Origin of the sequence: Bacillus sp. ChL18 (assembly GCF_026241425.1) — a bacterium.
GTDB lineage: Bacteria > Bacillota > Bacilli > Bacillales > Bacillaceae > Bacillus > Bacillus velezensis.
This window is the reverse complement of the sequence record NZ_JAPHWE010000001.1, coordinates 605,134-620,767: the sequence shown is the minus strand read 5'-3', so window position 1 is coordinate 620,767 and position 15,634 is coordinate 605,134. Positions and strand designations below refer to the sequence as shown.

Sequence of the window (15,634 nt, the reverse complement as noted above, 5' to 3'; positions counted from 1 at the left end):
TCTATCACACCTCGCTTATTTCAAACATTGCTTCTGTGCCCGCCTCATTTTCTTCCGCTTCGGGCAACTGTGCTTTTTCAGGCCAATACCGCTGTTTTCGGTATACTGTCTGGCCGCCTTTCGGTTCCATGGCCGCTTTTCGCTCTTTCGGAATTCCTTCGTTGCTGACAATGATATGGGCGTTATTCCCGCCCAAACCGAACGCGCTGACCCCGGCCCTGAGTATCTCTTTTTTTCCGTCCCACCGCTTCAGCTCAAGCACAGGATAAAGCGGCGAATCATTAAATTGAAAGCGGGGGTTCGGTTTATGGCAATGCAAAGTCGGCGGCAGTTCTTCATTGGCAATCGCCAGCAAAACTTTGATGATTCCCGCCGCGCCCGCCGCACTCAGCAAGTGGCCGATATTGCTTTTGACGCTTCCTACACCGCAAAATTGTTTTTCATCGGAATAAGCAGACAAGACATTGGTTAATCCCTTTAATTCAATCGGGTCGCCGATCAATGTACCGGTTCCGTGCGTCTCTACGTATGTCATGGTGTCCGGCTCGATTTCCGCTGATTGAACCGCCTGCTCAATCAAGTCCTGCTGCGCTCGGGGATTCGGCGTCGTCACGCCCATTGTGCTGCCGTCATTATTTATCGCAGAGCCGTCAATAACGCCGTATATTTTATCTTCGTCTTCTATCGCTTTTTCGAGCGGCTTCAGCATCAGCACACCGCAGCCCTCTCCGATTCCTGTTCCGTCCGCATCGGCATCGAAAGATTTTGAACGGCCGTTTGGCGATAAGATTCTCGCCGCGCTCATTGTGAGAAAAGGTTTTTCATCAAGCAAAATGTCAACCCCGCCCGCAAAGGCCGCTTCCGCTTCTCCATTTTGAATAGCCTGCACGGCCAAATGAATTGCCGTTAGCGAACTGGAGCAGGCCGTATCTACGACCAGGTTGGGCCCTGTAAAGTTATAAATGTGCGCCATATGTGCGGTAATAAAATTTTGCCCCGCGCCAATAATCGCGTCTTTTTGCAAATATTGAAATTTCTGATGAAACGCACCTGCCCTTGCACCGGCAAAAACGCCGATACGGCGGCCCCAGAGATCCTCTTTTTGATAACCGGCATCGGCCAAAGCTTCCGCGCTCACTTCGAGCCACTGCCTTTGCAGCGGGTCTATCATCGGTGCCAGCGTTTCTGAAATATTAAAATACTCCGGGTCAAATTGATCAATATCGTGAATAAAACCGCCCCATTTACTGATGCTTTTTCCTTCTTGATATTCACCCGGCTGATAGTGTTCCCCGGTGTCCCATCTGTCCGGCGGAACTTCAGTGACGGCATCCGTTCCGCTGCGGAGATTCTTCCAAAATTCTTTTATATCCCCCGCTTTCGGAAAATGACAGGCCATGCCGATGATCGCAACCTTTCCCCGTTTCCCGGGCTTATCTGCCGTTTTTTTGCTCCGTTTCGGCATCTTCTGCAAAGGGAACTTCTCTGCGGGAACTGCTGCATCTGCCGAAAAAGCTTCCGGACAATGTGCGGCTAAATAATCCGCGAGCTGTACTATGGTAGGGTGTTCCAGAAGGACAGTCGGATCAATTGAAACGGACGGCAGTTTTTGATCAATCTTTGTCAGTACTTGCGCCAGAAAGATTGAATCCATTCCGTATTCCTGAAAAGGCACATCGATATCCATATGCGTTTCATCGATACTCAGCTCTTTTGCCAAAAGCGACCTCAGCCAAGATTGAATATCAATCCGGTTATGTTCCCGTTTTTTTGTTTCAGGAGGTTTGGAAGCTGTTCTCATTTCTTTATGGGCGGCTGGCTTGGCGTTTTCCAGCGCTTTGATGTCCCAATCATGTTTCACTTGTGCCGGCAGCACGACAGCTCCGGGTCTTTCTCTTAAAATGTAATCAAGCATCTTGAGACCTTCCGCGTCAGAGTGCCGCAGCAATCCCGTTTGCTCATAAATCCCGCTTTTTATATCCCTGCTCATGCCCGTCTCATCCCATGCCGGCCATTGTATGCTGATGATGCCGCTCTCATTGTTTTCTGCAAAATAGTCCATATAAGAATTAGCCATCGCATAATCGCTCTGTCCCGCCGCAAGAATCGGGACGGCTGCCGAGACAGATGAAAACAGGACGAAAAATGCCGGCGCATCATCCTTTACACTTTCATACAGACTGTGAAGGCCGTCTGCTTTCGGCGCGAGCACCCGCGCGATACTGTCTTTGGTTTTGCGGAGAAAAGCAGGATTTTCACGGTCCGCAATTCCCGCGCAATGCAGAATGCCTCCGACAGGTCCGAGTGTTGAGGTTACCTCTTTTATAAGCCGTCCGACTGCCTGCTTATCCGTCAGATCAACTGCTGAGACGCACACTTTTACGCCTTGTGATTCCAGCTGCCGGATAAGCTGTATTTTTTCCGAAATGACAGGGTCTGTCTGCTCAAGATCCCACTCGGTTTTCGGCGGCAGCTCCTTTCTGCCTGTCAGAAGCAGTTTCTTCACACCGTATGCGGAAACGAAATGCTTGGCGCATAAAGCGCCGAGTCCGTGCGTTCCTCCGGTTATCATCAGGACGGCGTCTTTTGGAAACGCAGTCCGGTCTGTTTGCACGGCTTCTGGTTCAATCTGATCAGTCTGCCGAAGAACATAGCTGAAGCGCATGCCGTCCCTGCAGCAAACAGCAGATTCCGTTAAGTCTGATTCAATTTCTTGTTTAATAAAAGCAGCTGTCTGCTCCAGCGGCTCTTCAGGATCAATATCGGCGTGACAGGTGAGAATATGGCTGTATTCATGCCGCAGCATGCGATAAAGCCCCGCTTTTTCAATACCATGCATAGCGGCCGCCTTATTTTTGAAGGATTCAAGCCCTTTTGTAAGATAAAGCATTTTTATGTTTTCTTGTCCGCGGCCGTATTCAATCAGCTGCTGCAGCGATGCCACCCAGCTGATGTCCTGCCGCTTTTGTCGGGGGCCGCAGCCGGTGAAGTCAATAAACCCCGAATAGATGGCCGCATTCGGACCCTGTAAGAAAGAGATGAGCTGATTTTCCTGCACAATGTCAGCATCATTCAGCTGTTTTTTCACCTCGGCGGCAAGGTCTTTTGTATCCTCGGAGACGATGAGCGCTATTTTGCTGTTGAACGACTCGGATGAAGACACTGCCTCGCACGGTTCCCATGTTTTTTGCAATACTACTGTTTTTTGATTCGAAAGCGGCAGCTGCTCCCGTTTCGGCACCCAATAGCGGTCGGCTCTGAACGGATAGGAGGGCAGGCTGATGCGGCGCGGCTTACTGTCCGTATACAGCTGCTCCCAATCCGTGTCAAATCCGTTTGCCCAGAGCCGCAGCACTTTCCTGTATTTCTTTTTCTCAAGCCAGGCGCCGACAAGGTCAGCAGCGTCTTCATCGTCTGAGAACATGGAGATCGTGTTATTCTCGCGTTTTTTACGGCCGCTGATGATATCTTCGCTGTTTTTTCCCATCAGAAACGCGTTCAATTTTTCAGTCAGTTCCTCTGCGGAGCCTGCAATGATTCCCAGCCTCGCTTCCATCGCATCCCGTCCGGTCTGCAGTGTGTATGCGGCATCTGCAAGATCGATATGGCGGGATGATCCGTTTTGGATAAAATCGCGAAGGAGACGCGCTCTTTCTTTCAGCCGCTCTTCATTTTTAGCCGACAAAACAAAAAGAGATGACGCTTTCTCACGGGCTTCCTGCTGTTCCGTCTCACTTTTGCCCATGTATTCTTCAATAACGATATGCGCATTGACACCTCCGAAACCGAATGAGCTTACACCCGCCCGGCGGGGCAGGACCCGGCCGTTTTCATCACGCAGCGCTTCCCACTCCTTTGTTTCTGTCACAATGTAAAACGGGCTGTCCTTCAATTTGATATGGGGATTGATGTTCTCGCAATGCAGACTTTTGGCGAGCGTCCGATGTTTCAGCTGCATCAATACTTTGATAACGCCCGCAATACCTGCTGCGAGCTCCAAATGTCCGATATTTGTCTTCACTGAGCCTATCCCGCAATATCCGCCCGGAGCCCCGTCTGTTTGGAAAGCTTTTTTCAATGCATTGATCTCAATCGGATCTCCGAGTGCCGTCCCTGTTCCGTGCGCTTCTATATAAGTGATCGTTGACGGGTGAATACCGGCTTTTTGATAAGCGCTTTTCAGCACATCCGTCTGAGCCTGCGGATTCGGCGCGGTAAGTGACGCTGAGCGTCCGCCATGATTTTCCGCTGTACCGCGGATGAGGCCGTAAATGTGATCCCTGTCATGCTCAGCCTCTGAAAGCTTTTTCAAGACAATCATGCCGGCACCCTCTCCTCTGACATAACCGTCAGCCTGATCGGAAAATGTTTTGCAGCGCCCGTCTTCACTGAGCATGCCTGCTTTTTGAAAACCGATATGCCCTTCAGGCGTGACGATCGTGTTGACGCCCCCTGCGACCGCCATATCACAATCTCCCGTTTCAATGGCTTTTACCGCGCGGTGAATGGCGACTAAAGAGCTTGAACAAGCGGTTTCTACCGGCTCGCTCGGCCCGTGAATATCAAGAAAATAACTCATCCGGTTCGGCCCGACGGACGGCACGATTCCGGTCATCGTGTACCCCTCGACAGGAAGACCCGCCTTATTGATTAAGGTTTGATATCCGCTTCCCAATGTGCCGGTGAAAATACCGGTTTTTGTTCCGGCAATCCGTTTTGCCGAGTACCCCGCGTCTTCAATGGCTTTCCACACATACATCATTAATAGACGCTGCTGAGGATCCATCATTTCAGCTTCTTTCGGAGATATCCCGAAAAACAGCGGGTCAAACCCGGCGATTCCATCTATAAAACCGCCCCATTTAATTGACGTTTTATTTGCATCCGCTGCCGGATCGCCGTAATATTCGCGCCAATCCCAGCGATCTCGGGGAATTTCTGTGATGCAATGCTCCCCTTTTTGTAAACGTGTCCAGAATTCATCTATGTCTTTCGCCTGCGGAAAAATACCGCTGATTCCGATAATGGCTATCGGTTCGGTTTTTTCTTCTGATTTTCCTTTTACGGATACGGGCGTTTCCCGCTTGACATGAACGGCCGCCGGAGCTTCAGCTTTTCTTATCCCGGCTTTTGGAGCAGTTTTTAAACTCTCTCTTTCTAAGCCGCTGAATGCTTCTTTCCATTCAGATATCAAATGGCCGCTCAGTTTACGCAATGTCGGAAATTCAAAGAAGATAGTCGGGCTGAGCTCAAGCTGATAAGACCGATTTAATAGATTTGTAAATTCAGTGAAAATGATCGAATCAAATCCGTATTCCGTCAGTTCGCTGTCAGCCTCAATATCTTTCATGCTTACCTTTAAAAGATCTGATACATGCCGCTTTAGTTTCTCTTGAACCTGATCTTTCAGATCTCTTGCATCTGCCACTGCCGGAGCTTTTCCGGCGGCGCTTTGTTCTGCGCCCAGATCGAAAATATGGCTGCGAATCCGTTTTTCGTCGCCTTCTGCCACCATGACCTGGTGTTCTCCGGAGGCAAAAGCGGCGTAAAGCGCTTGGATGCCTGAGGCCGATCGCATGGCTCTCATTCCGGTCTGTTCATACATCAGCCGTTCGGTCTCTTTGTCCACGCGCATACCGCCCTCTTCCCAAAGCGGCCAGTTGACGGACAGGGTCTGCCCGCTCCGCTTGTTGTCCCGCACGAGACGGTTCCGGCGGGCTGCATAAACATCCATAAATGCGTTGGCTGCCGCATAACCGGCCTGCCCCGGATTTCCCATGCCTCCCGCCAAGGAAGAAAACAGGATGAAAAAGTCCAGCCGCACATCCTTCGCTGCTTCATCAAGATTGATAAGCCCTTTCACTTTCGGCGCCATGACGGTCTTCCGTTCGTTTTCTGTCTGGTTCAGAATGTAGTTGTCAGCGATCACGCCTGCGCCGTGAATAATCCCGTCGAGTGTTCCGTGCTCCTCCTGTATGCCGCGGACGAGGGCGGTGACCGCCGCCCTGTCTGTCACGTCAACCGGTTTATACAATACGCGGGCACCCGACGCTTCCAAGCGCCGTAAGCGGGCGGAGCGGTCTTCATCAAGCGCTTCCGCCCTCCCCGTTAATACGAGGACGGCGTTTTTGACGCGGGAGGCTATTTCTTCAGCGAAAATCAGTCCGATGCCGCCCGCTCCCCCCGTGAGGAGGTAAACCCCTTCGTCTTTCCACGGAACGGCGCCGCTTTGAGGGGCCGGCAGATGACGCCAGTTTCTGACGAGGCGTTTGCCGTCTTCATAACGGATTTCCGCTTGTTCAGGATGGGCCCGGTTTTCTTTCAGCTTGGCAAGAAGCGATGATGCTGACTCGTCCGGATCGGCTTGGATGACTTGGCCGTACAGCTTCGGATGTTCAAGGTGAGCCGTTTTCAGAAAAGCGGCCAGCCCCGCCAATACATTGTCTTCCCCCCTGTCGGGGACAAGAAGCTGGATCAGCGTTTTTTTCTTCTGTTTTTCTTTGATAAGACGCTTGACGATCGCTGACAGCTCCGCCGCGCAGGCGTCATAACGGTCTTCAATCGGTCCTTCGCCGTCAGCCGCACATACGGCGCCGCTTATGTCCTCAGCGTTCATTCCGCCATACAGCGTCACGTATCTGAAAGACTCTTCTTGTCCGCCGCCTTCACTCGGCGGTGATTCCTGCCACTCCGGCTGAAGCAAGAGCGGTTTTTCCTCCGTGTCCTCTTCCAGAAAACGGGCGGTGAGCCCCGTCAATCGGACACATACCGCGCCGTTTTCATCACACAGCTCAATATGATAGGCGCCGGCCGCTGAGGAAAGCACCGCCCACATCGTCTCCCGGCACGCAGAAAACACCTGCATATCCTGCAGGGCAAACGGCAGAAACGGCCGTCCGGACGCGGAACCGTCTGAGAGCACGAGACCGATAGAAGCCTGAAGGGCGGCGTCCAGCATGCTCGGATGCAGGATGAACGGCTCCTTTTCTTCGCGGGCGGACGGCGGAAGAGTGAGCTTCGCGAGCACTTCTCCGTTTCCGGCATAGACGGCGTCAAGCGCCTGATGAGACGGTCCGTAGGTGAGGCCGAGGCTGTCGAATGCTTCATAACACTCAGCCTTTGACATGCGCCGGCCGCCGCAGCGCGCCTGAACCGCTTCCACATCGAGTACCGGAGCACGCTCCGTCTCTTCGAGCACGGCCTTTCCCTGGAAAAAGACAAGCGGCTCTTCCCCTTCGGCATACGCTTCAAAAGCGATGTCTCCGTTTTCTTCCGGCTGAAGCTTTACATGAAGCGTCACTCCTTCAGAAAGCGCCGTCACCGGCCGGAGCCAAACAATCTGTTTGAGCCGGACACCCGTTTTCCCGCCGGGCAAGTCTTCAGCGGCAAGTGTAACGGCGGCCCGGGCCATTTCTAAAGCAGCCGCGCCCGGAAGCACCGGTTTTCCATTGACGATATGATCGGCAAAAAACGGTTCATGCCCTGAAAAAACAGAAGTAAAGCGCTGGGCGGTAAAGGTCGATGTATTCGCATGGAGCAGCGGGTGGAGCTTTTCACGTTCAGCTGAATTCCGGCTTTCAAGCTCTCTCTGAAGACGATCGGACGCCCAATACGTCTGTCTGGCAAACGGGTAGCCCGGCAGATTGCCGATTCGCGGCAAAGGTCCGCCATAAAGCAAGTCCCCTTCGATTTCATAACCTTGACAATAAAAATCTGCCAGCACGCATAACAGCTCCTGATACTTTCTATGGTCAGAATATGAGGCGCTGCACTTGCCGAGCACTTCTATTATGTGCTCCTGAATATGCTGACGGCCTGCAAAGTGCTGCGGTACTTTTCCCGAAAACACATAAGGATGATGTTCATTAAGCTTTGCCTGCTTCCATACATACACTGCGTCATCAGCATCTTGCACTACGATGGCGGCGCGATGGTTAAAGTGATGCCGTCCTTTTAACAACGTATAGCTGAGCTGGGCCAGATCATTTTCTTTCAGTCCGCCATTTTCCGCCCAAGTGATCATATCTTCGATTTTTTCCTGAAGGGCCTCCTCTGTTTTTGCAGACAAAGTAAGTAAATATGCAGGGGCATCACGATGAGGTGAAGCATTGCGCTTATAGCTTTCCATAACGACATGGGCGTTTGTTCCGCTCATCCCGAATGCGCTGACTGCCCCCATTCGGTTTTTACCCGGCAGAGAAGGCCACGGTTTACCCGTTTTATTCACATAAAAAGGACTCTTCTCCCAGTTGATATAGCGGTTTTCCCCGCTGCAATGCAGACTGGCGGGAATCATTTCACGGGAAAACGCCTGTAAAAGACTGATCAAACTGACAATGCCTGATGCGGCAAACGTGTGGCCGATATTGGTTTTAATTGATGTGAGCGCGCAAAAAGCTTCTTCGTTTGTATAGGCAGAAAATGCGTCATAAAGCGCGTTAATTTCCACCGGATCACCGAGTTTTGTACCTGTGCCGTGTGTGACGATATATTCGATATCTTCAGGGTTGATACGCCCCCGGTCATAAACGGAAGTAAGCAGCCGGGTCTGCGCGACGCCGCTCGGAGCGGTAATTCCGTTTGTTTTCCCATCATAATTGATGCCGCTCGCCCGAATCACCCCATAAATCGGATCACCATCCGCTTCCGCCTCTCTCAGCGGCTTCAGAACAACCGCCGCGGCCGCTTCCCCCGGAACCATGCCGTCAGCCCTTTTATCAAACGCGAAGCATTTCCCGTTTTCCGACAGCATTCCGGCTTTATCTATCGTTTCAAAAAAGTCCGGGGTATTCATGATATTCACCCCGGCCGCAACAGCTGTTGTGCACTCTTTATTCTGCAGGCTTAATACCGCCTGATGGACAGAAACGAGTCCCGAAGAACATGCTGTATTTATCGCCATCACAGGACCGGATAAATTCAAGTGATAAGCCAGCCGCGCCGCCAAAATACCGTTATGATGAGACGTGACATTGCCTTTGTCCCGTGTTAAAAGGTGATAATCTCCTTCTTCCGCCCCCACAAACATACCGATCGTCTGCTGCTTGATGTGACTGGCGCCGTAGCCGGCGTCCTCAAGGGCCCTCCACGCCTCCTGAAGAAGAAGCCGCTGTTTCGGATCCATCGTTTCAGCTTCCCTCGGCGATATTTCAAAAAATAAAGGGTCGAATTCGTCCGCCCCCGGTACAGCGCCGAGTTTCCATTTTGAACTTGTGAAGCCTTTTTTTGCGACCGGTGCGACAACATCCTTTTCCTGAAACAGAATGTCCCACAGCTCGTCTGCTGTGCGCGCCTGAGGAAATCGGCCGCTCATGCCGATAATGGCAATGGAATCAGCTGCCTGACTGCCCTCGGCTCCGGCGTTCAGCTTATTTCTTCCCCTCTGCTTCTTTCGCTTTTCCGTTCCTGCCTTTTCAAAGACAGATTGATCTGCGGATTCAGGTTTCTTTTCTTCATAGGCATGCTCCATGACGGACTTGTGTTCCGTCAGAAAATAGCGGACGACCTTCTCCAGTGTGGAATGTCCGAAAAACAGGGCCGGTGTCACTTCAATTCCGTAATGAGCGGACAAAGAAGAGGCGAATTCCGCCAAACTGATAGAATCAAAGCCGAAATCAGCCAGATTGTCAGCGTCCGTCAGTCTGTTCTTGTCTATTTTCAAAAGCCCCGCCGCCAGTTCTTTCACATCCCAGCTTACGCATTCTTCCAGTGTAAAGCCTTTCATTTCACTCCGCCTTCCTGAAAACGGGACGTTCCTGTTTACAGAATCCGAAATCGGCCGTTCGCCTTGGTCTATCTGCAGGAAGCGTTTGGCCCTCGACGGAAAACCGGCCAGGACGAGATACTGGCTGGACGGCTGGACTAACAATGTCTCAAAAGCTTCGAGTCCTTCCTCTGTGTATAAATAACGCTGTCCGCTTGATTTTAAATACATATCGGTGCTTTTCGCCGTGCCGACATGCATCCCCCCTTCTTTCCAAAGAGGCCAATTGATTGCAAGTGACTTGCCGCTTCTGAGTCCGAGGCTCACAAGTTTTTCCCGATGACGGACAAAAGCCATTTGGAAGCGGTTCCCCATCGCGTAGTCACAAGAACCGAAGTCTCCTAAAATCGCTGAAGAAGAAGAGAAACAACAGAAGAAGTCAAGCGGCTCCCGTGACAGAACCTGATCTAACACCGCGGTGCCGTCCGCTTTTGGCGATAAGACTTGCTGAAAGGTTTGCAGATCTTTCTCCAGAATGCTTTCAGTGCCTTGAAGACCTGCAGCGTGAATGACACCGTGAATCGGCCCGCATCCTTTCTCTTTCGCTTCTTGCAAACCTTTCTCCATCTGAGCCTGATCTGCGGCATCCGCCTGCACGTAAAACACCTTGGCGCCTGATTCTTCCAATCTCTTCATCTTGTTCAGCACCGGGCCGCCTGCCGCTGATCTCCCCGTCAAAATGAACGTCACCGGTCCTTTTCCAGCGAAATATCCGGCAAATAAAAAGCCTAATCCCCCGCATCCGCCGGTAATCAAGTACGTTTTCCCGCTTTTTATCACACGCTTCTCAACAGGGGCAATATCCGTCTGCTTCATTTCCATGACGTGACGAATTTCCCCACTGTACATGACACTGCGGAACGACTCGCTGTGAAGTTCTTCACATACGTTATGGATCAGTTTTTCTAACGGTCCTTTTTGTCCAAAATAAACCGCGGCCGTATCCGTCTCCGGCAAAATCAGTTTCAGCGACCGTTCCAGCCCGATCCATGACTCGGCGTAACTGATATCGGTATCAATCCCGCACTGAGCGGAAAGAAGGATTCGCCTCGGTTTAAAACGCAAAGAAGCAGCTGCGCGGATCACATGATACAGAATGGAATAGTCTTTCACGGCCTTTTCATCTTCAAGCGGCCACCCATACAAAATGGCATCCGCTTTGCCTGCAGCCGTTTCAATATGCCGAAACGTTTCTTGATATGCTTGTCCGTCAGTAATTTTAATTTGATAATGCGTGTTTGAAAGCTTTTGAGTTTCCTCACCCTGTGAAATAAAAAACACACCGGCTCCCGGATAAAGGGATTGTAAAGACTGATAAGCATGCTTTCTGGCAGCTTCTCCCGTAAGAAAACAGATGATCGTTTTCAGCTCTTCATGAATGGATTTCTTCAGAGGCTGCTGCGTCCACATTTCTTCAAATATCATCATCTCGGATTGTTCCTCTTGCCCGTGATCCTGCTGAGACCGCTGTCTCATTCTTATCCCTTTGATTTCTGCGCAGACAGTGCCGGTTTCGTCACAAAATTGAATGTCACAGCCGGTTTGATTCTTTTTATTAATATACATCCACATGCCGGATGAGCACGGACGCATGACGCGCAGTTCTTCAACCGCTTCAGGCACGATATGGACTGACGGCTCCGTTTTTGCCAGGACATGAAAAGCTGCGTCCAGAAATTCCGGCGGTATATGATATCCCGGATTACAGCCGCTTTCATCTATAAGAGCAAGCTTCGCCCAAACCGCATTTTCTCCCGCATAAAGCTTTTCAACGGTGCGGAACTCCTTACTGATCGTTACACCTGACGTGCCTGGTGTTTCATAATCGAATGACAGCGGGCGGCAGTCTTTTTGTATGGAGGCAATATCCAGCACGCGGGATGGCTGTATGTTCCCTTGTCCGATGATTCCATAATGATGCAGCTTCTCTTCGTCACTGTATATTTCATAATGGATGCCTTCCTCGTCTTCAGACAGAAGGGAGAGATTGACGCCCGCACCGTGATGTCCGCCGGTAATCGGGTCAGTCCATGCCGCCGTTCGGATCCATATCTCTTTTTCTTCAGAGCTGTCTGCCGCATGATGATAAGCCGCAAGCGCCATTTCTAAATAAACGGCTGCCGACAGAACCCGCTCCCCTCTCACATTCTGGAAAACGTGTTCCCGGCCTGTAAAAGATGTATGATAGCTTTGCTCCGCCAAGGTTGACGTATTTTCATGCAGGAAAGGATGCACATATTCAGTTGTTCCTGTTTTTGGTTCTTCCCGCTTCATCCAGTAGCTTTCTTTTGCAAATGGATAAGACGGCAGACTGATACGATGCGGCAGCGCGCCTTTATATAAAGATGCCCAATCGACGGGCGTCCCGTGAACCCAGGCATTCAAAAGACTGTCAAATTGACGTTTTTCCATCCAATCACTGACTGTGCCTTCCGTCTCCGTGACAGCACTATCACTCCGGCCTGTAAACACCCCGCTTACGGAACCAGCATTATTCAGAAAAGCAGTCAGCTTCTGTTCCAATTCAGAAACAGAGTCCGCTGCCATCGCCAGCCGTTCTTCCATCGGGATCCTGCCGACTTGAAGGGTAAATGCCGCGTCAAGCAGATTCGCATCTGTAATTGTTCCGTTTCCGGCGGCATCCGACAGCAACAGAGCCCGCTCGCGCAAGCGGTCTTTATCTTTTGCCGATAAAACAAAAAGCGCCGGACGGCCGGAGTCTGCCGAAGTCATTTTAGCCGGTTCATACTCTTCTATCAAGAGGTGGGCATTTGCACCGCCCGCTCCGAAAGAAGATGTACCCGCGATTCTCGGATATTCCCGTGTTACTCCTTCAGATTCTATGACCGGCCGTCTCCATTCCGCTGTGTCCTGCTGCACGATAAAAGGAGAAGTTTCAAAATTAATTTCCGGGTTCAGCTGCTTTGAATGCAGCGACGGCACCAGATATCCGTGTTTCATCTGAAGAAGAATTTTGGTGACCGCAGCAATGCCCGCCGCACTTTCCAGGTGTCCGATATTGGATTTAACAGAACCGATGGAACAAAATTGTTTTGCATCCGTATAGCGTCGGAAAGCCTTGGTTAACCCTGCGATTTCAATCGGATCTCCCAAGGAAGTGCCGGTGCCGTGGGCTTCCAGATAGCTGATTGCTCTCGGATCAATCCCTGCCCGCTCCATCGCCTCTGCAATCACTTCTCCTTGTGCATTCGGATTCGGAACGGTGAACCCGTTCGTTTTGCCGCCGGCATTCAGAGCGCTTCCTTTAATGACACCGTATATATGATCATGATCTTCAACAGCCTTCTTCAACGGCTTTAACACGATACAGCCGACGCCCTCTCCGTCAACAAACCCGTCAGCCTTATCACCGAACGCTTTGCACGCATTTGACGGTGACAGCATTCTCATAGAAGAAAGTCCGATATAATGAACCGGATCTGTAATCAGGTTTACGCCGCCGGCAATCGCGCATTCAGATGCACCTGTTCTGATGCTTTCTGCGGCGAGATGAATGGCGGTTAAGGATGAGGAGCATGCGGTATCGACCGCGATGCTCGGACCGTGAAAATCAAACACATAGGATACGCGGTTCGGGATAAAGTGGTAGTGGGCCCCTGTCGGATAGTTGCCGTTCATGACACCCGCAAAGACACCAACCTTTTTACGGGCGCATAGTGAATCAGGGGTATATCCGGCATCCTCAAGGGCCGCATAAGCGGTTTCCAGAAACAGTCTCTCCTGCGGGTCCATGCGCTCCGCTTCTTTCGGGGAGATTTTAAAAAACAGCGGATCAAATTTATCAATATCTGTTAAAAAGCCGCCCCACTTCGTATACATCCGGCCTTCCTTACCTTTTGTCTCATCATAGTAGTCCCGCCAATCCCAGCGGTCTTTCGGAATTTCAGTGATTCCGTGTTCACCGGTCTTTAACCGTTCCCAGAACTCATTAACATTTTCAGCTCCGGGGTACCGTCCGGCAAGACCGACAATTGCCACTTCAAAGTGTTTTGACGGCGGTTCAGAAGCGGGCGGCGCTGTTTCAGAAAAAGATGCCGCTTGGCGCTTCGTGAATCCGGCGCTTTTTTTGCGGCTTTGCTTTTTCTGTAATATGTGCGGCCCCTTTTCGGCTTCTTTATTTGTCTTGAAAATCCCAGCCATATCATCCTGTCTTGAGCTGACGAGATATTCCGCTAATCCGCCGATTGTCGGATACTCGAAGAACAATGTGCTGCTGATATCAGGGACGTCTTCCCGCACGCGGTTGGTCAGCTGTACGATTAAGATGGAATCGATTCCGTATTCTTCAAGGGGCGTATGGGCTTGAACGTCCTCAATCGGCATCTTTAAGATGGCGCTGACGATCTGTTTCAGGTACTCTGTGCTTTTTTCAAGCAAAGAGCCGGATGATGCCGCTTCAGTATGACGGACTTCTTCAGAAAATCGCGCATGCAGTTCGCGCTCCTTCGTTTCAGCCAAGAATGCGGCAAGCTCTTCTATCGTCCGGTATTCAAAAAACAGCGTGCTGCTGATATCAGGGACGAGATCCCGCAGCTCATTCGTCAGCTGAACGATCAGAATAGAGTCAATGCCGTATTCATCCAGAGGAGCCAGCGGATTTATCTCTTCTGCCGGCATTTTTAATACTTTTGCCGCAGCCCTTATCAGAAAAGCCGCTGTCTTTTCCGAAAGCCCCTCTCCCGCTTGTTTGATGGGGAGCTGACGATCAGAGGATGTTTGCGGTACGTTTGATTGGCGCTTTTGCGCGGTGTAAGCTTCCCTGCTCTGCCTGATGACTCCGTTGCTTTTCGCCGTGATAATCTGCTGGGTGTGCAAACGTTCGTTTTCAGCCGGAAATTGAATGGAATGAAAACCTTCAGCCATTAAAACGGATTTCCATGTTTCCGGATAAAGACCGGGGCACCCCGGAATCCGCAGCGCCTCGTCTTCGTACAGCCACCAGCCCTCTAATAAGCCGAATGTAACATGTGTAAACGGCGTATGCCCGCCCAGTTCATTAACGAGCAGCAAACCGTCCTTTTTCAATACGGCTTTTGCCGTCCGTAAGGTTTTCCGGATATTTTTGGTGGCATGCAGCACGTTTGCGGCAATAGCGATATCGTAGGTTCTTAGATGTAATCCCTGGCCCGCCGCAGGCTTCTCCACATTAAACAGCTGATACGTCAAATACGGATTGTCCGCGCCGTATTCCTTTTCGGCATGCATTAAAAAAGCTTTTGACAAGTCGGTATAACAGTATTCCTGAATATGGTTTTGATAGGGGCGGAGCTTTTTGAACAGTGTGCTGCTCGTTCCGCCGGTGCCCGCTCCGATCTCCAGCAGACGGATGTTTGCCTCAGGATTGTTTTTAATTACATTTTCCACATAAATACACGCTTCATTTGCCAGCACATCGTTGTAATAATCAGCGAGAATGTTATGCTTATAGATTCCTTCAACAAGCTCCATTGAAGAATCGGGAAACATCACGTCAGTGGCTTTTATTTTGCCTGTTAAAATGTCAGGCAAAGCTTGAATGACGGTATCCGCCAGCAGAGCCTGCGCTTTCATATCCGGATCTTTCAGCCATTCGTTTTTCTTCTTATGCCACTCTTCCCAAACCGCGGCCGTTTCACCGCTTTTAAAATCGCTGTCTAAAAGACGGATGCTTTCTTCCAGCCAGCGCTCATATAAAGGCAGACAGGAAGCCGCCGGCGCTTCGCCGGTCAGACCCATTGAACGCAGCGTCACCCGCAGCACTTGCAGCAAAAGCCGATTCAATTCTTTCATTTGATTGCTTATTTCTGTTCTTAAGGATAACTGTGTACGGTCTTTTTGTTTGTCTCCCTTACCCAAAACCTTATCCTCCTA

The 15,634-nt window shown here is 50.8% G+C and carries 1 protein-coding gene; it reads right to left on the bottom strand.

Annotation, left to right across the window (positions count from 1 at the left end):
- Nucleotides 1-4 precede the first annotated feature (4 nt).
- Nucleotides 5-15,619, bottom strand: a complete 15,615-nt coding sequence (locus tag OQ477_RS03215; protein WP_265971360.1) for an SDR family NAD(P)-dependent oxidoreductase — start codon at nucleotides 15,617-15,619, stop codon at nucleotides 5-7.
- Nucleotides 15,620-15,634: the final 15 nt, after the last annotated feature.